Source organism: Cupriavidus metallidurans CH34, assembly GCF_000196015.1.
GTDB classification, from domain to species: domain Bacteria; phylum Pseudomonadota; class Gammaproteobacteria; order Burkholderiales; family Burkholderiaceae; genus Cupriavidus; species Cupriavidus metallidurans.
Genome location: NC_007974.2, coordinates 2,073,030 through 2,092,756 on the forward strand (window position 1 = coordinate 2,073,030; position 19,727 = coordinate 2,092,756).

Consider the following 19,727-nt stretch of genomic DNA (forward strand, 5'->3'; position numbering starts at 1 on the left):
GGATTGTCACGACTCCGGCGTCAACGGCGACCGCTTGCGTGCCGTTTTTTCCGGTAAGCACGACGCATTGTCGGGCTAACAATCTCCCAGGAGTTGACATCATGAAGAAGCTGTTCGCTGCTCTCGCATCCGTCGCTTTCGTCGGTACCGTTTTCGCGCAGACCGGCGCACCGGCTGCCGCCTCGGCCACCCCGTCGAAGTCGGAACCGGCGCAGGCTCAGGCCAGCGCCCACAAGGACAAGGCCGACGTTCATACCGGCGCGCACAAGTCCACCGCCAAGGGCACGCATCACAAGGCCAAGGCCACGACCGACATGGCGAAGTCCACTGACACCACCGGCGCGACGGCCGGCGCTGCCAAGACCGCTGCTCCGGACAACTCCAAGAAGCAGTAAGCCCCGGCGTCGCGTTATCGGGGGGTTCACCGCCACGGTCAAGGCGAATGCCGTGGCGGCGACGCTCGAACCACGGGCTCTTGCGGAGAGCGCAAGCGAGAGGAAGGTCTCCGCGCTTGCCTCTCCGCCTTGTCATCCGATCATCCGATCATCTGTGCGACCATGACGGCATGTCTCCACGACTTGGAAGCCATTTCAAAATGAAGCGAAGCGGTTCTGGCTAGACGCGGGGCCGCAGACAGTACAAGTCGTACGGCAAGGCCCCGCAACGACGCCAGAATCATTTTGAAATGACTTCTTAGCCCCGGGATCAGCATGCTCACCGTACACGCCATCCATCTGCTGCACGAAGCCGCCTTCGGTACGCTTGCCACGCAATCGTCCGTCCTGGCCGGCTATCCCTACGCCACCGTGGTGCCCTATGTCACGGACCACGCGCATCAACCGGTCATCTGCATCAGCGCCCTGGCCGAACACACGAAGAACCTGCTCGCGGATACACGGATGAGCCTGTCTGTGCTGCAGCCGGAAGCCACGGATGTGCAGGCCGCCAGCCGACTGACGATCGTCGGAGACGCGGAACGCTTCGAGCCAGACACTGCCCTGCGCGACCGCTACCTGCGCTATGAGCCCGGCGCCGAACGTCTGCTGGCGCTCGATTTCGCGTTCTTCCGGCTGAAGCCGGTCAAGGTACGGTTCATCGTCGGCGTCGGCAGGATGGGTTGGGTGGAACAAGCCGATCTGGACGCTGTGCCCACGCTCCCCGCGCAAGAAGAAGCCGATCTCGTGAGCAGAATGTCCCGCCTGGTTCCCGAGAGCGTGCGCGTGCTCGGCATCGATCCGCTCGGCGTCGACGTCGAGATCAATGGACGCCGCCACCGACATCGTCTTGCCGGCACAACGCCGATCGATGAAGCCATCCAGGCCGCCACTCACGCGATCACGGCGATCACGGCGGCGCGGCAATGATGGCTTGGCCGGCCGGCACTGCCCACGCAAACGTGCTGACGCGATGACGCGCGATATGCAGCAGCACGCACCCGCCCGTCGCTGGCTTGGACTTTTCGCGTGAGGTGCCCTATCACATACCAGTGATGGGGACCGAAGCGCCCATCGTGCGGAGCAGCATTCCCCGCGCGGCGCACCCGACCTTACCCTTTGGGGAAATTGCAGGCATCCGGATCTCATCCCATAGTCGTGCAGGTACGCTGACAACTACTGCGGCCAGACCATGATCCACCATTGGATGCAACGCTTGGCGCCCACCATCGGCGCCGCCCTGCTCGCCGGCATGGCCCTCGTGGCAACCGGCGTCATGGCCCAGGAAAAGCCCGCCCCCGCTCCCGCGCCGTTCAAGGCCGAGGAGATCGAGGCACTGGTCGCACCGATCGCGCTCTATCCCGATACCGTGCTGTCGCAGGTGCTGATGGCGTCGACCTATCCGCTGGAGATCGTCTTTGCCGCCCGCTGGGTGAAATCGCACCCTGGCGAGAAAGGCGATGCCGCGGTCAAAGCTGTGCAGAACGAGTCGTGGGACGTCAGCGTGAAGTCGCTGGTGGCATTCCCGCAGATCCTCGAACCTATGTACGACAAGCTCGACTGGACCCAGAAGCTCGGTGACGCATTCCTGGCCCAGGAGAGGGATGTGCTCGCAGCGGTACAGCGGCTGCGCGCGCGTGCCCGCGATGCCGGCAACCTGCAATCGAATGAGCAGCAACGCGTGATCGTCGAGCCGGCGACCACGTCGGGCGCGGTGTCGCAGACCATCGTGCGGATCGAGCCGGCCAACCCGGAGGTGATCTACGTGCCCGCCTACGACCCGGCGGTGGTCTATGGCGGCTGGGCCTATCCCGCCTACCCCTATTACTACTGGCCACCCTACCCGGCGTACTACCCGGGCTACGCGTTTGGCAGCGGCCTGGCATTCGGGTTCGGCCTCGCCGCCGCGGCAGCCATCTTTGGTGACTGCAACTGGGGCGGGGGCGACGTCCACGTCGACCACCACAAGGCCACCAATATCGACCGCAATTTCGATCGCAATGGTCGACAAGGTGGCCAGGGCAGCAGTCGATGGGAGCACAGCGTCGATCATCGCAAGGGCGTTGCCTATCGCGACAACGCTACGCGCGAACGTTTCGGCCGCGAGCAGGCTGGCGCCGCCGACCGGCGCGCCAACTATCGTGGCCGCGATCCGGGCGCCGGCAATCGCGCCGGGGTTTCCGACCGCATGGCCGGCGGCAACCCATCAGCCTCGGACCGCATGAACGGGGGCAACCGCGCGGGCACGTCCGACCGCCCCGCGACGGCGGATCGCGCGGCGGCCGGCAACCGGGCCGGCGCCTCCGACCGCGCACAGGCCGCCGACCGCTACAGCGCGGGATTCGGCGGGCGGGACAACGGCTTCCAGGGCGTCGGCAACGGCGCCGGCACGCAGAACAACACCAATCGCGGCAGTTCCAGCATGCAGTCATCGGGCTTTAATCGCGGCGGTGGCGGATATTCGGGCGGCGCGCGTGGCGGTGGCGGCGGTTTCGGTGGCGGCCGCGGCGGCGGTGGACGTCGATAAGCGGAGGCAACCATGACACTGACGACGCCAATCCGCGCAACACTTCGCCGCACCCTGTGCACGCTGCTGCTGGGTGCAGCCGCGAGCCTGACACCCGCGGCGCACGCCAACGAGGTCTTCGCCACGCCCGAGGCCGCGATGACCGCTTTCGGCAACGCCGTCATCAACGACGACGAGCCGACGCTGCAGAAACTGTTCGGCGGCAAGTTCCGCGACATCATTCCGCCGGTGGGCGCCGAGGTCCGCAGCAAGTTCCTGACAGCCTGGGGCAAGTCCCACGCTGTCGATCAGAAAGAGAATCGCGCCTATATCGACGTGGGAGACGACGGCTGGACCTTCCCCATTCCACTGGTGAAGGGCAGCAAGGGCTGGCAGTTCGACACGCTGGCCGGCGTGGAGGAAATGCGGGTGCGCAGGGTGGGCCGCAACGAGCTGGCCGTCATCCAGACCATGCTGGCGATCACCGACGCACAGGCCGAATACGCGCTGACGCTGCACGATGGCAGCAAGACGCTGGTGTACGCATCGAAGCTGTCGAGCACGCCCGGCAAGCAGGATGGCCTCTACTGGGCCTCCGCGCCAGGCGAGCCACAGAGCCCGCTAGGCGCTGCGTTTCGCGGCGCGGGAACAAGCCATGCCAGCAAGGATGGCTATTACGGATATCACTACAAGCTGCTCGACGCGCAAGGCCCCAACGCCCCGGGCGGGGCCTACAGCTATGTGGTCAACGGCAATCTCTTCGGCGGCTTTGCCGTGCTGGCATGGCCGGCGCGCTATCAGGACACCGGCGTCATGAGCTTCATGGTCAGCCACGACGGCCAAGTCTACGAGCGAGACCTTGGCGCCGACAGCGCGGTCAAGGCCAAGGAGATCCGGAACTTCGATCCGGGTGCGGGATGGAGAAAGGTGGCGCCGTAGCAGGGTCGTAGGTCGTAGGGTCGCAGCGTCACCTTCCGCTTCTCCGAATCACTCCTTCGGAATACCCGCGATTTCCGCGGCCTTCGTCCAGCGCTGGATTTCGTCGAGTTGGTATTTCCGCAGCACCTCCGACCCACCCGCGAAGATCTGGCCGCTGGTGCGGCCCACGAACTCCGCCGCTTCCTTGCTGCTAATGATCTCGACCGTGGCGTCGCTGAGTTTCTTGACGATCGCGGGCGGCGTCTTCGCCGGCGCGAACAGCGCCACCCAGTTCACCATGTAGTAGTCCTTGTAGCCGAGTTCCTGCAGCGTCGGCACATTGGGCTCCAACGGCAGTCGCTTGTCGCCGCCCACGGCGATGATGCGTGTCTTGCCGGCCTGCGACAGCGCGGAAGCGGCAAGGTAATCCGACATCGCGAAGTCCACCTGGCCACCGGCGAGATCTGCGACAGCCGGGGCAGCGCCCTTGTACGGGATGGCCACGGCAGTGATACCGGCCTGCTTCATGAACAGCTCGGTGGCAATCTGGTACGACGCGGAACCCGAGCCGTAGCTGAGCTTGCCGGGCTTCACCTTGGCAGCGGCCACCAGATCGGCAACGGTCTTGTAGGGCGAATCGGCGCGCACCGACAGGATCATCGCCCCGTAGTAAAGCCGCGCCACGGGCGCGAAATCGCGTACCGGGTCATAGGGCAGCGTCTTGAACTGGACCACGTTGGTCGCCATCGGCGAATTGCTCGCCACGAACAACGTGTAGCCATCCGGGTCCGCCTTCGCCACCGTCTGCGCGGCGATGAAGCTGTTGGCACCCGGACGATTTTCCACCACGAAAGGCTGGCCAAAGCGCGCCTCGAGTTTCTGGGCCAGGAACCGCGCGCTGCTGTCCGAGCCCGTGCCAGGCGGGAACGACACCACGATCTTGACGGGCTTTCTGGGGTAATTGTTCGCGTTGGCGTGCGCCAGCCCGGAGACCCCGAGCGTGGCAATCAGACAGGCGAGAAGCAAACGCCGCATATCTACAGTCTCCTTCTTCGGGGTGATACGTGCCACCCGCTTTCATCATGAAAGAAGAAGCGTAAGGGAAGCGTGCTGCATGTCGCAATGCACATGGAGGCATATTCGTTATGCGCACGTCGGCATGGCACACCGTCACGCTGCACTGCCGCATGCGCGGTGAATTTCCGTTATCTCACGGCTGCGATAGGCGCGTCTGGAAGGCCACTGCTAACCTCGGCTCACTCTCAAAAATCGCAAGGAGACAGAGTTGGAGATAGCCAGCAAGGTCGTGATACGGCCAGCCGATCCCGACGACGCCCTGACGCCGCTGCGTCAGGAAGTCCGCGCATTCCTGGCGGAGACCCTCGGCAACCGGCCACCCCAACTGCGCGCCAAGAGCTGGTCTGGCTACGATCCCGAATTCAGCCGCGCGCTGGGTGCGCGTGGCTGGATCGGCATGACCTGGCCCAAGGCTTACGGCGGCAGTGAACGCTCGATGCTCGAGCGCTACGTGGTGCTCGAGGAACTGCTCGCGGCGGGCGCGCCAGTTGGCGGCCACTGGGTTGCCGAGCGCCAGAGCGGCCCGCTGCTGATGCGTTACGCGGACAAGAGCGTGGCGGCGGACATCGTGCCGCGCATCACGCGCGGAGAAGTGCGCTTCTGCATTGGCATGAGCGAGCCGGACTCCGGTTCCGACCTGGCGTCGATCCGCACACGTGGCGATCGCGTGGATGGCGGATGGGTCATCAACGGCACCAAGCTCTGGACCTCCAACGCGCATCATTCGCAATACATGATCGCGCTGGTGCGCACCGACCGTGGCGCGGACGACAAGCACAAGGGTCTGTCGCAGTTCCTGGTCGACATGACGTCGAGCGGCCTGCAGGTGCGCCCGATCAAGAACCTGGCGGGTCACGAGGGCTTCAACGAGGTCGTGTTCGACAACGTCTTCGTGCCGGACCGGATGCTGATCGGCACCGAGGGCGATGGCTGGGCCCAGGTCACCGCGGAACTCACGTTCGAGCGCAGCGGCCCCGAACGCTATCTGAGCAGCTACGCGCTGCTGGCCGAGATGGTGGATGCGGCAGACGCGACCGACTCGCGCCAGGCGGTGGAAATCGGCTACCTCGTCGCGGAGCTGAGCAATCTGCGCCAGATGTCTCGCGGTATCGCGGCCATGCTCAATCGTGGCGAGAATCCGCAACTGGCCGCTGCCAACGTCAAGGACATGGGCGCGCTGTTCGAACAGCGCATCCCTGAGGTGGCCCACGCGCTGTTCGGCAATGAACTGCGCCGCACCGGCTCCCCGTTCGTCGCGACGCAAGCCTACCTGACCCAGAGTGTGCCCTCGTTCTCCCTGCGGGGCGGCACGCGTGAAATTCTGCGGGGAATCATTGCGCGAGGACTGGGAATCCGATGAACGAACTCGAACAAATGCTGACCGACAGCGCGGAGCGCCTGTTCGGCAACGAGGTCACGCTCGAACAGTCCGAAGCGATGGAGCGCGGCGAGTTTCCGCAATCACTCTGGAATGCGGTGGACAAGAGCGGTCTGGTGCACGTGCTTGCCAGCGAGGAAGCCGGTGGCGCCAACGCGAGCTGGACGGAAGCCCTGCCGGTGATGCTGGCCGCTGGCCGCACGGTCACCCCGCTGCCGTTCGTCGATGCCGCCACCGCCACGTGGCTGCTGAGCCGTCTTGGCATCGAAGCGCCGCAGGGCCTGCTGGCCCTTGCCGATCTGTCAGCGGCCCCGACCGCGAGCCAGGATGGCGACACCTGGCGGCTGAGCGCGGAAGTGGAAGTCCCCTGGGGCCGACACGCGCAACACGTGCTGGTGCGCGCCGCCAACGCCTGGCTGTTGCTGCCGACCGAGCACGCTTCGGTACGCGAGGATGCCAACATCGCTGGCGAACCGCGTGACAGGCTCACGTTCGTCGACGCCGTGGCAACAGCCGCGTCGACGCGGCAGCCGCTGGAGGGATGCGACGATCCGGCCGCGCTCGGCGCATTGATGCGCGCCATCCAGATCACCGGCGTGCTCGAACGCGTGCTGAATCAGACCGTGCAATACGCCACCGAACGCATCCAGTTTGGCCGGCCCATCGGCAAGTTCCAGGCGATCCAGCAACAGCTTGCAGTGCTCGCCAACGAAGTGGTCGCCTCGCGCATGGCCGTGGCCAGCGCCTGCGCGGCGTTGTCGGGCAAGGACTGGGCACAGCAGGCCATGATCGCCAAGATCATCTGTGGTCTGGCCGCCGGCCGCGCACCCGCGATCGCGCACCAGGTGCATGGCGCCATCGGCTTCACGCGCGAGCACTCGCTGCACTACGCCACGCGGCGCCTGTGGTCCTGGCGCGCCGAGTACGGCAGCGAGGCGCAATGGGCCGCGAAGCTCGGCAAGATGGCAATCGAACACGGCGGCGACACGCTGTGGGAAAGACTGACGGAGGCCGCATGAATACACGTCGAGCCCTTCTCGCGATGATTGGCCTGCTGACGCTGTCGGCGTCAGTCCATGCGGAAACGGCCAAGGAATTCCCATCGCGGCCGATTCGCGTGATCGTGCCATTCACGTCTGGCAGTGGCTCCGATACGTCGGCACGCTACTACGGCGAACAGATGGGTCGCGCGCTGGGGCAGCCCGTGGTCGTCGAGAACCGGCCCGGCGCTAACGGCCTGATCGGCATCCAGGCGCTCAAGAACGCGCCGGCGGATGGCTACACGGTGCTGCTGGCCAGCAACTCGCCGATGTCGGTCAATCCGATCGTGATGAAGAACCTGCCCTATGACCCGCTGAAGGATCTCAAGCCGGTGTCAGGACTGAGCCGGAACATGAACGTGTTCCTGGTGCCGGAGAAGTCGCCGATCAAGACCGTGGCCGACCTGGTTGCCCACGCGAAAGACCGTGGCAAGCCGCTGGCAGTCGGCACGTATTCGGCGGGTTACCAGTTGGCGGCGGCATGGTTCGCCAACCTCGCCGGCCTCCAGTTCGTCAACGTGCCGTACAAGGGGCAGGCCCAGATCATGACCGATGTCATCGGCGGGCAGCTCGACATGGCCGTGGTCGATCTGGGTGGCGCCATCACGCTACTCAAGGAAGGCAAGATCCGCGCGGTGGCCGTCACCGGCGAGACACGGCATCGCGACTTCCCGAACGTGCCGACGATCAAGGAAAGCGGCTACCCGGACTACGCCCAGTACAGCTGGGTGTCGTTCTACGTCCGCGCGGGAACGCCCGACGACATCACTGACAAGCTGGCCACCGCCGTGCAAACGGCCCTCAAGTCACCGGAGTCCGACGCATTCCTGGCCACCAAGGGCGGCGATCCCATGCCTTACCCGCCGAAGGAAATGCGCCAGTTCCAGGAACGCGAGATGGCCCGGTTCCGCAAGGTTGCCGCGGCAGCCGGCATCAAGCCCGAGTGATTGGCGAGCGGATGCGTAAATGATGCGTGAGCGATGCGTGAACCTGACGACTGCCTAGGTGGCCACGTGACGCGCGGCGGATGCCAGCAGCGACCGCAGCACCGTGACGAACGGGTGCGAGTGGACGTTGTTGTGCCAGCACAGATGAATCGGCACGGCCATGCCTTCGTCCTCCATCGGCGAGAAGCGCATGCCGGGATGCCGGCACAGCGGCCTGGCGAGGTAGTCCGGAATCATCGCGTAGATCTCGGTGTCGTGAATCGCGTCGGCTACGGCCAGGTAGCTGGTCAGTGTGCCGACGATCCGCCGATGCAGGCCATGCGATTGGAAGTAGCGGTCGAGCAGCCGCGTGATCAGGCCGAACTGCGAGATGTCGAGACAGTCGAGCGATGCCAGTTCGCGCGCCGAGGTGATCGCGCCGATATGCGGGTTGGATCTGGCCGACAGGCAGCCGAAACGCGTCGTCAGCAGCAGCTCGGAGCGCAGCGATTCCATATCCACGGGATAGAACGCCACCATCAGGTCGATCGCCCCGCTGGTCATCGCGGAAATGCCGCCCTGCTGTGGCACGGGCTGCATCCGGACCCGCGCGCGCGGCGCCACCTGGCGCAGGCTGGCCAGGAACGCCGGGGCAATCAACGCCTGCAGGGAATCGTTGATACCGATCACGTACGTGCCGGTCTCCATCGCCGGGTTGTAGTCGCTGCCCTGCTGGTAGACGCCTTCGATGGCACGCAACACGTCATCGAGCACGCGGCGGATGTCCTGGGCGCGGCGCGTCGGCAGCATCTTGTGGGCGCTCTTGATCAGCAGTGGATCGCCGAGATCGTCGCGCAGCCGGTCGAGCATCCGGCTCATCGAGGGCTGGGTGCTGTCCAGCCGCCTGGCGGCCTCGCTGACGCTGTTGCTCTCGAGCATGGCGGCCAGCACCACCAGCAGGTTCAGATCCTTCTTGCGCAGTTCGGCAAGCGCCGGTCGTCTGCTGTCGCGGCCTTCCGGCGTCTCCGTGCCGTCCGAGCCTGGGGTGTCGCTGAAACGAGATTCGTTCATCGCTATTGCGCTTCAAATTCATATTGAATAAGGCATAACGCAGTATGCAGCATTTCAACCCCGCCCGGCGGGGAAACCTATCCACAGAACCGAGCCCATCGACATGACGCCCCCTAACGCTTCGTCTACCGCTTCCTCTACCGTCTCCTCTACCAACGGCCAGGATTCCCTTCAGGTCACGCGCGACGGACATGTCGTCCAGGTCCTGATTCGCAGGCCGCCCCATAACCACCTCGACCCGGCATTCGTCGGCCTGCTGGCGGACACGCTCGAACAACTCGATGGCGACGACGAATGCCGCGCCATCGTGCTGGCGGCCGAAGGCAAGTCCTTCTGCGCCGGCGCGGACTTCTCCGGCCAGCAAGCATCGTCATCGGTCAGCCGCGACCCGAGCCCGTTCTACAAGCAGGCCATGCGGCTCTTCCGCACGCGCAAGCCGATCGTCGCCGCAGTACACGGCGCGGCCGTGGGCGCCGGCGTAGGGTTGTCGCTCGTGGCGGACTTCCGCGTCACCTGCCCCGAGGCGCGGTTCAGCGTCAACTTCAACCGGCTGGGTTTTCATGCCGGCTTCGGCCTGAGCCTGACCCTGCCCCGCCTGATCGGGGTCCAGCAGGCATCGCTGCTGCTATACACGGGGCGTCGCATTGACGGCGAGACCGCCGTGCGCATCGGACTGGCTGACGAACTCGTACCGGCCGACCAGGTTCTGGCCCGCGCCCATGCGCTGGCCACCGAGATCGCAATCTCGGCCCCGCTCGCCGTGGAAAGCACGCGCGCCGCGCTGCGCGAGGGGCTGGCGGATGCGATCTACGCCGCCAACCAGAAGGAGCTGGCTATCCAGCTCACGCAATTCCCGACCGAGGATTTTCGCGAAGGCGTGGCAGCCATGGCCGAACGCCGTCCGCCGAACTTCCGTCGTCGCTGATACTCAATGGAGCGAATCTACGTGACCGTTTCAACCAAAGCAGATGTCGGACCACTGTCCGGCGTGCGCGTGCTCGATCTGTCCGCCGTGGTGCTGGGCCCGATGGGCACCCAGGTGCTGGCCGACATGGGTGCGGACGTCATCAAGATCGAATCGCCCGAAGGCGACCTGATGCGCGCCAACGGCGTGGTCGAGGTGCCGGGCATGAGCTCGATCTTCCTGGCGCTGAACCGCAACAAGCGTTCGGTCGTGCTGGACCTGAAGACCGAGGCCGGCCGCGCCGCATTGCGCCGCCTGATTCCAACCGTCGACGTGTTGGTGCATAACATGCGCGTCTCGGCGATCGAGCGGCTGGGTTTCGGCTATGACGCCGTGCGTGCGCTGAATCCCGAGATCGTCTACTGCGCCGCCACCGGCTTCGGCCAGGATGGCCCGGATCGCGAGAAGCCCGCGTTCGACGACATCATCCAGGCCGCCTGCGGATTCGTCGGCGCCGCGTCGATCAACGCCGACGAGCCCGACTATCTGCCGAGCCTGATCGCCGACAAGACCACAGGTCTGGCTGTGGCCAACGCGGTGCTGGGCGCGCTGTTCCATCGCGAGCGGCATGGCCGCGGCCAGTACGTCGAGGTGCCGATGCTGGAAACGATGGCCGCGTTCGTGCTCACCGAGCATATGGGTGGCCTGACCTATCCGGGCTCCAAGGCCAAGGCTGGCTACGCACGCCTGCTCGAAGGCGGCCGCAAGCCCGTGCGCACCAAGGATGGGTGGATGAGCCTGCTGCCATACACGGACAAGCACTGGAAGGCCTTCTTCCACGAGGTGGACCGCGACGATCTGGGCGAACGCTACAACATCGCCAGCCGCGCCGACCGCAATGCGCACATCAAGGCGTTGTACAGCCACCTGCGGGAGCTGGCGCCGCTTCGCACAACGGCACAGTGGATGAAGCTCTGCGAGCAACTCGACATCCCCGCCACACCGATCTACTCGCTCGAAGCGCTGCCCGAGCATCCGCACCTGAAGGCCGTCGGTCTGTTCCAGGAATCGAAGCATCCCGTCGTCGGCACCATCCGGGAAATCCGGCCGACAGCGCGCTTCGCAGGCACGCCGACCTCGATCCGCCGTCCCGCCCCGACGCTGGGGCGTGACACGGCCGAGGTACTGCGTGAAGCCGGGTTCGAGGAAAGCGAAATCAAGGCGCTTGGCGGAAGCTAAGCGGTGGATGCCGCGCGTCGGCGATTTCCCGTCAGGTCGACGCCGGCGGCGTCGCGGCCAGCGCGATCCTTGCCAGCGCCTTCATCTTCCGTCTCCTGACCGACGCTCAGGCCGCCTTGGCAACAAGTGGCGGATAGTCGGTCAGGCCACGCGCGTCGCCGCCGAACAGCGTGTCGCGATCGTGGGCGTTGAGGGTGGCGCCGGTGCGCAGGCGCTCCGGCAGATCGGGGTTGGCCACGAACGGGCGGCCAAACGCGATCAGGTCGGCCCATCCTTCGTGCAATGCAGCCTGGGCGCGCGCCGCCGTGTACTTGCCGGCGTAGATCAGCGTGCCCGGATAGACCTTGCGCAGTTGCTGCTTGAAGGCCGTCGGCATATGCGGGGCATCTTCCCAGTCTGCTTCCGCGATATGGATGTAGCCCACGCCGATCTCGCCGAGCAACCTGGCCGCAGCGGTATAGGTAGTCTCGGGATCGGCATCGACGCAACCATTCAGCGTGGTCAGCGGCGCCAGACGGATGCCGACGCGGTCTTTGCCACCCGTGCCTTCGATCAGCGCCTGTGCCACCTCGCCCAGAAAGCGCAGCCGGTTTTCCAGCGAACCGCCGTATTCGTCGGTGCGATCGTTGGCGCCCGAGTCGATGAACTGGTTGACCAGATAGCCATTGGCCGCGTGCAGTTCCACACCGTCGAAGCCCGCCGCCATGGCATTGCGCGCGGCCTGGCGAAAGTCGTCGACGATGGCGTGGATTTCCTCCACCGACAGCGCGCGTGGCTGCGACGCCTGGGCGAAGCCGGGCTTGCCATCGCTTTGCGCGACGAACACGTTCACGCCCTGCGCCTGGATGGCTGACGACGATACCGGCGCATGGCCATCCAGCAGGCTGATATGGCTCAGGCGGCCAACGTGCCAGAGCTGCGCGAAGATGCGCCCGCCGGCCTGATGGACGGCAGTGGTGACTTTGCGCCAGCCGGCGACCTGCTCCGGCGTGTGAATGCCGGGGGTCCACGCATACCCCCTGCCGAGCGGCGAGATCCACGTGCCTTCGCTGACGATCAGGCCGGCGCTGGCGCGTTGCGCGTAGTACTCGGCCATCAGCGCATTGGGCACGTCACCGGGCTGGCTGGCGCGCGAGCGCGTCATCGGTGGCATCACGATGCGGTTGGGCAGCGAGAGGGGGCCGAGCGAATACGGCTGGAACAGCGGATTGCTGGTGCTGGTCATCATGATCTCCTTAGTCCCAAACCGGAGCCAGGCCCTCAGGGCTGACTTCACGGCCGTTGCGTTCCAGCGAGGCGATCAGCGCCATGTCGTCGGCGTCGAGCTTCAGGTCGCGCGCCAGCAGGTTGCTGGCCAGGTTCTCGCGCTTGGTCGACGACGGAATCACCGCGTAGCCGAGTTGCAGCGCCCATGCCAGCGCCACCTGCGCCACGGTGGCGTGGTGCTTCGCGGCAATCTGCCCCAGCACCGGGTCCTTCAGCACCTTGCCGTAGGCCAGCGTCATGTACGACGTGACGGCGATGCCCTGTTCTTTCAGGAACGCGGTGAGCTTGCGGCTCTGCAGATAGGGGCTCAGTTCAATCTGGTTGGTGGCGATCTCGCCCTTGCCAACGGCCTCGATCGCCTGGCGGGTCAGTTCGATATTGAAGTTGGACACGCCGATCTGGCGCGTCAGCCCGAGCGCCTTGGCTTCGGCAAGCGCGGCCATGTACTCGGACAGCGCCACGCCGTTGCCCGGCGCCGGCCAGTGAATCAGCGTCAGGTCGACGTAGTCGGTGCGCAGCTTGTCCAGGCTTTCACGCAGGCTCGGCACCAGCTTGTCGGCGGCGTAGTTCGCCGTCCAGATCTTGGTGGTCACGAACAGTTCGCCGCGCTCCACACCGCTTTCCGCGATGGCCTGGCCCACATCGGCCTCGTTGCCATAGATCTGCGCGGTGTCGATGGCGCGGTAGCCAACGTCCAGCGCATTGCGCACCGAGTCCACAACGACCTGGCCAGTCAGGCGGAAGGTGCCAACGCCAAACGAAGGAATGCTCATGGTGTAACTCCTGTGAAGGTTCATGCAATCTCGATGGACAAAGTTTGCCGTCCTTACCTTTGCTGATAAAGCCGTGTATAAACGAAATTCATTTGATTTTTGATCAACAATGAAAACCACCATCGACGAACTGCTGGCCTTTGCCGCAGTAGTGGACTCCGGCTCGATCACGGCGGCGGCCGAACAACTGGGGCTGACGATCTCGGCCACCAGCCGGACCTTGAGCCGTCTGGAGGAGAAGCTGAAGACCACGCTGCTGCGACGAACCACGCGGCGGCTGGAGCTGACCGAGGAAGGCGCCGCCTTCCTGGAGCACGCGCGCGCGATCCTGGCGATGGTCGACGAAGCGGAAGAGCAGATGGCTGCACGGCAGATGCGACCCGTCGGGCGCTTGCGGGTGGACGCGGCCACGCCGTTCATGCTGCACGTGATCGTGCCGCTGGTGGCGGGATTCCGCGCCAGCTACCCCGAGGTGGAACTGGAACTGAACTCGAACGAAGGCTTCATCGACCTGATCGAGAAACGAACCGACGTGGCGTTCCGCATCGGCCAGTTGAAGGACTCGACGCTGCATGCACGACCGATCGGTATCAGCCAGATCCGCGTGCTGGCCAGCCCGGAGTATCTGAAACGCCACGGCACGCCCACCAAGCCGGCGCAACTCGCGCAACATGCGCTGCTGGGCTTTACCCAGCCTGAATCACTGAACGACTGGCCGCTGCGCGACGACGCCGGTGGCGTCGTGCACATCAAGCCGACGATTGCATCGTCGAGCGGCGAAACGCTCAGGAGCCTGGCGCTGGCGGGCCAGGGAATCGTCTGCCTGTCGGACTTCATGACGCTCGAGGACCGGCAGAGCGGGCGACTGGTGCAACTGTTTGCGAAGCAAACCCTGGACGTGCGCCAACCGATCAACGCGGTCTACTACCGCAACACCGCGCTGGCGTCACGGATCACCTGCTTTCTCGACCACGTGGTCAGAACACTGGGCAAGCATCCGTTCGAACGGTAGGAGTATCCGTCCCGTGCGGACATCCCCATACTTGACGCAAAATCAAGAGTATTTGACCAATACCGGTCTTAATCTGCAAAGATAAACCGGGCAGACTGCGATCCATCGAAAAACCATCGTGGATCGCAGCCAAATGCCCCAACTGTTCAAGTCCTTCGCCATGGGCGAGCGCGCGCTCTCCAGCCGCATCGCCGTGGCGCCGCTGACACCCGCCCGCGCAGAGCCGTTTGTCGCCAACCAAGATCTGGTAGCCCACCTGGAGCACAACTGGCCGCGCAGCGTTGCACCGCACGCCTTCCACGACGTTCTGAGGGGCCTGCCGCGATGAAATCGAACACCGCACTGCTCGCCCTCGCCATCGGCGCATTCGGCATCGGCACCACCGAGTTCACGCCGATGGGCTTGCTCCCGGTCATTGCCGAGGGCGTCAACGTCAGCATTCCCACCGCGGGGATGCTGATCACCGCCTACGCCATTGGCGTGATGGTCGGCGCGCCCGTGATGACGCTGCTGTTCAGCCGATTCGGCAAGCGCACCGCGCTGATGGCGCTGATGGCGATCTTCACCATCGGCAACCTGCTGTCGGCATTGGCACCGGGATACGGCACGCTGCTCGCGTCCCGCCTGGTGACCAGCCTCAACCACGGCGCATTCTTCGGCCTGGGCTCGGTCGTGGCCGCAAGCGTGGTGCCGAAGGAGAAGCAGGCCAGCGCCGTGGCAACGATGTTCATGGGCCTGACCATCGCCAATATCGGCGGTGTGCCGGCCGCCACGTGGATCGGTCAGCAGGTTGGCTGGCGCCTGGCGTTCGCGGGCACGGCCGCGCTCGGACTGGTTGCGATCGCCGCGCTCTGGCTCGCGCTACCCAAGGGCGAGCGCGGTACGCGGCCGAACGTGCGACGCGAACTGACCGTGCTCACCCACCCGACCGTGCTGCTGGCCATGGCGACGACAGTGCTCGGCGCGGGCGCGATGTTCACGCTCTACACCTATGTGGCGCCGATGCTCGCCAAGCTGACTGGCGCATCCGACAACTTCGTTGCATTGGGTCTGGTACTGATCGGGGTGGGCTTCACGATCGGCAATCACCTTGGCGGCAAGCTTGCCGACCGCTCGCTGGACGGCGCGACGACGACCTTCCTGACCGCACTCGCCGTCATCATGCTGGTGCTGCCGTTCGCGCTGCAAAGCCATGTCGGCGCGGCAGTTGGTCTGCTGGTCTGGGGCGCGGCAGCCTTCGCCGTGGTGCCGCCGCTGCAGATGCGCGTGATGGAAGCCGCTGCGGAAGCGCCCGGACTCGCGTCGTCGATCAACGTCGGCGCCTTCAATCTCGGCAACGCGGTGGGCGCCGCGCTCGGCGGCGGTGTCATCAGCCTCGGACTCGGCTACGCCGTCGTGCCGGTAGCAGGTGGCCTGCTGGCGGCATCGGGCGTGCTACTTGTGTGGCTCGGCCGTGCCAGCAAGCGCGCCGGGCAGCCTGTGAAGGCATAACGCGCCGCTGGCATCAGCATGGACAGCGTTACAGGCTACAGTTGTCCGGGCTATGCGCCTGCCGTGTCCGTGGCAGGCGCGAGCCGCAGCACGCAGTCGACGCCGACCACGCCATTGGCGCGCACGAACAATGGGTTGATTTCAGCCTCGGCAACTGTGACGCCCTGGACAGCGGCCAGACGCGAGAATCGGACGATCGCGTCAGCCAGCGCATCGACGTCGCCCCGGGGCAGCCCACGGAAGCCACGAATCAGGCGCGTCGTGCGGACCTCCTCGATCATCTGCATGGCCTCTGCCGGCGTCACCGGCGCTGGGCGCAGACTGACATCCCGGTGAAGTTCGGCGGTGATACCGCCGGCGCTGAGCATGACCATCGGCCCCACCAGCGGGTCGTCGCGGAAGCCCAGCATCAACTCCAGCAGGCGATCTTCCATGCGCTGGACCAGAATGCCGTCGATGCGCGCGGCGGGCGCGCCACGGCGCGCATTGTCCATCAGGCGTTCCGCGGCGGCAGCCAGTTCCGCGTTATCGCGCACGCCAACTTGCACACCACCGATCTCGGTCTTGTGCAAGATGTCGCGCGAGCAGATCTTGGCCACTACCGGGTACGGCACGGCGTGCTGCAGCGCCCCTTCTGTCACCAGTTCTGCCGTCGCGATCGGCACCCCCAGCGCACCGAACACCGTCGCTGCCTCAAGCTCCGAGAGATCGCCCAGCGTCGGCAAGCCGGCCGGCCACTGCATGGGCTGACAGGATTCGGACGCGTCTTCGCCAACATGCGCGCCTCGGAACAGGCACGCCAGCGCATCGGCACAGCTCTCCGGCGTGCGGAATGCCGGCACACCCGCCGCCTGCAGCAATTGCAGGGACTCCGGTGCTTCCGGAGCCAGGAACGACAGCAGCGGTTTGCTGCCGACGCCTGCAGCCTCGACGATCGGCTTGACGGCAAGCTGTGGATGAAACTGCGCTGACGAGCCCACCACGCACAGCACGGCGTCACACCAGTCACCCAGCCGCATCTGCTCGACCAGATCCCGGTACTGGGCACTTGTAGCCGCCAGCGTCAGGTCGATGATCGGTGTCTGGCGAATCTTCACGCCGCGCTCAGCCATATGCGCGACGAACGATGCGGGTGGCGGCACCGCTTCCACGTCCGCCAGGCCCAGCCGGTCCACCACGGTCGCTGCGCCACCGCCCGTGGTGGTCACCACGGCCACGCGCGGCGCACGGGTCAGCGCCGGCACATGGCTTGCGTAGCGCAACGCCAGCGGTGCGGCTTCGAACAGTGTTTCAAGCAATTCCACGCGCATCGCGCCATGCTTGCGCAGGAAGGCATCGACCGCCGCATCGTTGCCGGCCAGTGCCCCCGTATGCGATTGCGCAAGCGCCTCGCCCTGCTCGGAGCGACCTAGCTTGTAGACCAGCACCGGCTTGCCGGCAGCGCGCGCGCGGCGGAGCGCGGGGCCCAGCACCGCCGCGTCGCGAATCGTTTCGAGGAACAGCAGGATGACTTCGGTAGCGGCATCGTCAACGAGCAGGTCCACCAGTTCACCCACGCCGATGTCGCTTTCGTTGCCGACCGAAACCAGCTTGGCAAACCCGAGGCCACGCGCCGCGCCGCGCGACAACAGCGCGCCCAGCATGGAGCCGCTTTGGGAGATCACGCTGACAGGACCTCGATGGAGCGTATCCATCTCCAGCACGGCGTTGACGGAAAGCACGGCGCCGCTGTGCACGTCGACCACGCCGATACTGTTCGGTCCCAGCAGCCGCACGCCCAGTTCACGTGCCCGCGCCGCCAGCGCCTGCTGGGCGGCCATGCCAGCCTCGCCCACCTCGGCGAAGCCGTCGGAGAAGACCGTCACCACGCGCGCGCCACGCGCGGCGGATTGTTCAAGTGCCTCGGCCACCTGCGCGCCCGGCACCATCACAAACGCGTGGTCGATCGCCGCTGGCAGTGCCGCGACGCTGGGATACGCCTGAAGGCCCATCACCTCGCTACGCCCGGCATTGACCGGGAACACGCGCCCCTGGAAACCATGCTTGCGCATGAAACGCAGCGGTCGGGCCGTATTCTTCTTTTCGTCGGCCGAAGCGCCTACGAGCGCGACGGCATCGGGGGTGAACAGTGCCCGGGCCAGTTGTTCGCGCGCGATTCGTTCGGTGGATCGCTTCGTGTCGTGATCGACGCTAGTCATGGTGTTTTGTGAAGAAGATTGGATGTCGGGAAAAGGTCAGCCCATCTGGAGCTTGTCCAGGGCCAGCGAGCGCAAGGGCCGGTCGTCCAGGCGCCAGAGCGCGTCGAGCAAACGGGCGGCGTGCACGGAGCCGAGCGCGGGGGCGCTCAGTTCCATGAACTTGTCGCCAAGCGTCGCGTCGTCGAGCGGGGCCTCCGGGTCACCAAGGCGATATGGCGCGAAGTGCGCGTGACGGCTGCCATCGGTCACCTCGATTTCCACCCGCGCCGCACGCTGCTTCGGGAAGGCGGCAGTCAGTTCGGGATCGGCCGTCAGCCGGATCTTGCTCATCAACGTGCGGATGGATGCGTCGGCCAATCTGGCCGGTTCAAATGCATCGAGCCGAACCGCGCCATGCAGAATGCCGTGCGCCACCACATAGGGCAGGCTGAAGCGGGCTTCGAACGGCGTCTTCGGGTCGAAGTTACCCGTCACATCCAGTGCCACCTGATAGGTGCGCACGTTGACCGCGGCGATACGCGCTGGCGCCAGCGCGTTGTCACGCATGATGCGCATGGCGGCATCAATGGATGCGAACGTATGGCCGCAACAGCCATGGTTCTTCTGCGTGATGCGTGTGATGTTGAAGTCAGTGCCCAGGCCGTTGGTGACACCGTGCCAGTCCGGGCTACCGCACATCGCCGCCCCGAAGCCTGCATCGCCTTCGAGAATGTCGTGCACGCCCGTCACGCCATGCGCGGCGCCCTGCGCTGCCTGAACGCCAACCTGCGCCGCGTGTCCGGCATGCAACGCCTTGGTCATCGCGTCGGATCGGAATGCCTGCTGCAGGCCAGAGGCGAATGTCGTGGCCGTCGCCATGGCATCGGCGGCGGCACGTGCATTGCCGGGCGCCGTCAGGACGCTGCCAGCGGCCGCGGCGCCGATGCAGCCCACGGTGCCGGTCGTGTGGAAGTAGCGATAGTGCGCCGGCTGGATGGCCGCCCCGATGCGGGTGCTGACCTCGTAGCCGGCAATCACGGCACGCAGGAAGTCGGTGCCGCTCGCGTCCCGATGCTCCGCCAGCGCAAGCGCGGCGGCAATCGTCGGACACCCCGGGTGGTAGATGGCATCGCGGAAGATGTCGTCGAACTCTGCCGCATGCGAGGCGCTGCCGTTGATCCACGCCGCCAACCCCGGAAACGCCGTGGTGGCGTGCCCGACCAGCGTGCTGCGCCCGACACCGGTCTCGGTCTGGTGCGCCGCAACAAGCTGGCGGCCGGGTGCCATCGGCACGCCGGCCATCAGGGCGGCAAACCAGTCGATTACAGCGCGTCGCGCGTGGTGCATGACGTCGTCCGCCAACGTCGCGCGGGCCTGGTCGCCGACGTACTCGGCAAAATCGTCGATCAGCATTCCATGTGTCTCCTGAGCAGGAATGCCTCCCATGGTACGAACGGCAGCCGCCCCAGCTTTGACGAATCGAGAAAGCTCCCGCGCCAGAACGTGTATGCGACG

General features: G+C 65.7%; 18 protein-coding genes. 12 read left to right on the forward strand and 6 right to left on the reverse strand.

Going from position 1 to position 19,727, the window contains the following annotated elements; genetic code table 11:
• Positions 1-101: 101 nt before the first annotated feature.
• The 4 genes from RMET_RS27370 to RMET_RS27385 all read left to right on the forward strand — a co-directional run bounded on the left by RMET_RS27370 (position 102) and on the right by RMET_RS27385 (position 3,879).
• Positions 102-395, forward strand: a complete 294-nt coding sequence (locus RMET_RS27370) for a hypothetical protein (RefSeq protein ID WP_011519757.1) — start codon at positions 102-104, stop codon at positions 393-395.
• A gap of 315 nt (positions 396-710) precedes the next feature.
• Positions 711-1,364, forward strand: coding sequence for a HugZ family pyridoxamine 5'-phosphate oxidase (locus tag RMET_RS27375; protein WP_011519758.1), 654 nt, complete (start codon positions 711-713; stop codon positions 1,362-1,364).
• 277 nt (positions 1,365-1,641) lie between these two features.
• Complete coding sequence (locus RMET_RS27380; RefSeq protein ID WP_104670228.1) at positions 1,642-2,961, forward strand: DUF3300 domain-containing protein; 1,320 nt, start codon at positions 1,642-1,644, stop codon at positions 2,959-2,961.
• Positions 2,962-2,973: 12 nt separating this feature from the next.
• The gene (locus RMET_RS27385; protein WP_011519760.1) at positions 2,974-3,879 is read left to right on the forward strand and encodes a DUF2950 domain-containing protein; all 906 of its coding nucleotides are present in this window, start codon (positions 2,974-2,976) and stop codon (positions 3,877-3,879) included.
• Positions 3,880-3,927: 48 nt separating this feature from the next.
• Here the strand turns inward: RMET_RS27385 and RMET_RS27390 are convergent, their stop codons facing one another.
• Positions 3,928-4,893, reverse strand: coding sequence for a Bug family tripartite tricarboxylate transporter substrate binding protein (locus RMET_RS27390; protein ID WP_011519761.1), 966 nt, complete (start codon positions 4,891-4,893; stop codon positions 3,928-3,930).
• Between the two features lie 250 nt (positions 4,894-5,143).
• Between RMET_RS27390 and RMET_RS27395 the strand changes: the two genes are divergently transcribed.
• From RMET_RS27395 to RMET_RS27405, 3 genes are read left to right on the forward strand one after another with little or no spacing between them, the layout of a single operon-like run.
• Positions 5,144-6,295 carry an acyl-CoA dehydrogenase family protein gene (locus tag RMET_RS27395; RefSeq protein WP_011519762.1) on the forward strand — a complete coding sequence of 384 codons (1,152 nt, stop codon included), beginning with the start codon at positions 5,144-5,146 and terminating at the stop codon, positions 6,293-6,295.
• Positions 6,292-7,332: an acyl-CoA dehydrogenase family protein gene (locus RMET_RS27400; RefSeq protein ID WP_011519763.1), complete on the forward strand. Its 1,041-nt coding sequence runs from the start codon at positions 6,292-6,294 to the stop codon at positions 7,330-7,332. Before RMET_RS27395 ends, RMET_RS27400 begins: the two co-directional genes overlap by 4 nt.
• Entirely contained in the window at positions 7,329-8,300 is a 972-nt protein-coding gene (locus RMET_RS27405) for a Bug family tripartite tricarboxylate transporter substrate binding protein (RefSeq protein ID WP_011519764.1), read from the forward strand. The genes RMET_RS27400 and RMET_RS27405 overlap by 4 nt, the downstream gene beginning before the upstream one ends.
• A gap of 54 nt (positions 8,301-8,354) precedes the next feature.
• Here the strand turns inward: RMET_RS27405 and RMET_RS27410 are convergent, their stop codons facing one another.
• Complete coding sequence (locus RMET_RS27410; protein ID WP_011519765.1) at positions 8,355-9,350, reverse strand: LysR family transcriptional regulator; 996 nt, start codon at positions 9,348-9,350, stop codon at positions 8,355-8,357.
• Between the two features lie 103 nt (positions 9,351-9,453).
• On the opposite strand from RMET_RS27410, the gene RMET_RS27415 reads away from it, so the two are divergent.
• Both RMET_RS27415 and RMET_RS27420 read left to right on the forward strand, forming a co-directional pair.
• Positions 9,454-10,275 (forward strand): enoyl-CoA hydratase/isomerase family protein, encoded by an 822-nt coding sequence (locus RMET_RS27415; protein ID WP_011519766.1) that lies wholly within the window; start codon positions 9,454-9,456, stop codon positions 10,273-10,275.
• A gap of 6 nt (positions 10,276-10,281) precedes the next feature.
• Entirely contained in the window at positions 10,282-11,493 is a 1,212-nt protein-coding gene (locus RMET_RS27420; RefSeq protein ID WP_011519767.1) for a CaiB/BaiF CoA transferase family protein, read from the forward strand.
• Between the two features lie 106 nt (positions 11,494-11,599).
• Here RMET_RS27420 and RMET_RS27425 read toward each other — a convergent pair whose 3' ends face one another.
• Together RMET_RS27425 and dkgB are read right to left on the reverse strand one after the other, a co-directional pair.
• Positions 11,600-12,721: an alkene reductase gene (locus RMET_RS27425; protein ID WP_011519768.1), complete on the reverse strand. Its 1,122-nt coding sequence runs from the start codon at positions 12,719-12,721 to the stop codon at positions 11,600-11,602.
• A gap of 7 nt (positions 12,722-12,728) precedes the next feature.
• A complete protein-coding gene (gene dkgB / locus RMET_RS27430; RefSeq protein ID WP_011519769.1) occupies positions 12,729-13,532 on the reverse strand; it encodes a 2,5-didehydrogluconate reductase DkgB in 804 nt (267 codons plus the stop codon).
• A gap of 109 nt (positions 13,533-13,641) precedes the next feature.
• Here dkgB and RMET_RS27435 point away from each other — a divergent pair, with 109 nt between their 5' ends.
• From RMET_RS27435 to RMET_RS27445, 3 genes are all read left to right on the forward strand, one after another.
• Positions 13,642-14,544 carry a LysR family transcriptional regulator gene (locus tag RMET_RS27435; protein WP_011519770.1) on the forward strand — a complete coding sequence of 301 codons (903 nt, stop codon included), beginning with the start codon at positions 13,642-13,644 and terminating at the stop codon, positions 14,542-14,544.
• Positions 14,545-14,677: 133 nt separating this feature from the next.
• Entirely contained in the window at positions 14,678-14,872 is a 195-nt protein-coding gene (locus tag RMET_RS27440) for a hypothetical protein (RefSeq protein WP_011519771.1), read from the forward strand.
• Complete coding sequence (locus RMET_RS27445; RefSeq protein ID WP_011519772.1) at positions 14,869-16,035, forward strand: MFS transporter; 1,167 nt, start codon at positions 14,869-14,871, stop codon at positions 16,033-16,035. Before RMET_RS27440 ends, RMET_RS27445 begins: the two co-directional genes overlap by 4 nt.
• A gap of 50 nt (positions 16,036-16,085) precedes the next feature.
• On the opposite strand, the gene RMET_RS27450 is transcribed toward RMET_RS27445, so the two are convergent.
• Both RMET_RS27450 and RMET_RS27455 read right to left on the reverse strand, forming a co-directional pair.
• Positions 16,086-18,233, reverse strand: a complete 2,148-nt coding sequence (locus RMET_RS27450) for an acetate--CoA ligase family protein (protein ID WP_011519773.1) — start codon at positions 18,231-18,233, stop codon at positions 16,086-16,088.
• Between the two features lie 36 nt (positions 18,234-18,269).
• Positions 18,270-19,625 (reverse strand): MmgE/PrpD family protein, encoded by a 1,356-nt coding sequence (locus RMET_RS27455; protein WP_011519774.1) that lies wholly within the window; start codon positions 19,623-19,625, stop codon positions 18,270-18,272.
• Positions 19,626-19,727: the final 102 nt, after the last annotated feature.

What these genes read in the sequence shown, in the direction of transcription:
- RMET_RS27400 (WP_011519763.1), top strand. Translation starts at nt 6,292, where the DNA reads ATGAACGAACTCGAACAAATGCTGACCGACAGCGCGGAGCGCCTGTTC.
- RMET_RS27445 (WP_011519772.1), top strand. Translation starts at nt 14,869, where the DNA reads ATGAAATCGAACACCGCACTGCTCGCCCTCGCCATCGGCGCATTCGGC.
- dkgB (WP_011519769.1), bottom strand. Translation starts at nt 13,532, where the DNA reads ATGAGCATTCCTTCGTTTGGCGTTGGCACCTTCCGCCTGACTGGCCAG.
- RMET_RS27450 (WP_011519773.1), bottom strand. Translation starts at nt 18,233, where the DNA reads ATGACTAGCGTCGATCACGACACGAAGCGATCCACCGAACGAATCGCG.
- RMET_RS27370 (WP_011519757.1), top strand. Translation starts at nt 102, where the DNA reads ATGAAGAAGCTGTTCGCTGCTCTCGCATCCGTCGCTTTCGTCGGTACC.
- RMET_RS27385 (WP_011519760.1), top strand. Translation starts at nt 2,974, where the DNA reads ATGACACTGACGACGCCAATCCGCGCAACACTTCGCCGCACCCTGTGC.
- RMET_RS27405 (WP_011519764.1), top strand. Translation starts at nt 7,329, where the DNA reads ATGAATACACGTCGAGCCCTTCTCGCGATGATTGGCCTGCTGACGCTG.
- RMET_RS27435 (WP_011519770.1), top strand. Translation starts at nt 13,642, where the DNA reads ATGAAAACCACCATCGACGAACTGCTGGCCTTTGCCGCAGTAGTGGAC.
- RMET_RS27425 (WP_011519768.1), bottom strand. Translation starts at nt 12,721, where the DNA reads ATGATGACCAGCACCAGCAATCCGCTGTTCCAGCCGTATTCGCTCGGC.
- RMET_RS27455 (WP_011519774.1), bottom strand. Translation starts at nt 19,625, where the DNA reads ATGCTGATCGACGATTTTGCCGAGTACGTCGGCGACCAGGCCCGCGCG.
- RMET_RS27420 (WP_011519767.1), top strand. Translation starts at nt 10,282, where the DNA reads ATGGAGCGAATCTACGTGACCGTTTCAACCAAAGCAGATGTCGGACCA.
- RMET_RS27415 (WP_011519766.1), top strand. Translation starts at nt 9,454, where the DNA reads ATGACGCCCCCTAACGCTTCGTCTACCGCTTCCTCTACCGTCTCCTCT.
- RMET_RS27410 (WP_011519765.1), bottom strand. Translation starts at nt 9,350, where the DNA reads ATGAACGAATCTCGTTTCAGCGACACCCCAGGCTCGGACGGCACGGAG.
- RMET_RS27375 (WP_011519758.1), top strand. Translation starts at nt 711, where the DNA reads ATGCTCACCGTACACGCCATCCATCTGCTGCACGAAGCCGCCTTCGGT.
- RMET_RS27390 (WP_011519761.1), bottom strand. Translation starts at nt 4,893, where the DNA reads ATGCGGCGTTTGCTTCTCGCCTGTCTGATTGCCACGCTCGGGGTCTCC.
- RMET_RS27380 (WP_104670228.1), top strand. Translation starts at nt 1,642, where the DNA reads ATGCAACGCTTGGCGCCCACCATCGGCGCCGCCCTGCTCGCCGGCATG.
- RMET_RS27440 (WP_011519771.1), top strand. Translation starts at nt 14,678, where the DNA reads ATGCCCCAACTGTTCAAGTCCTTCGCCATGGGCGAGCGCGCGCTCTCC.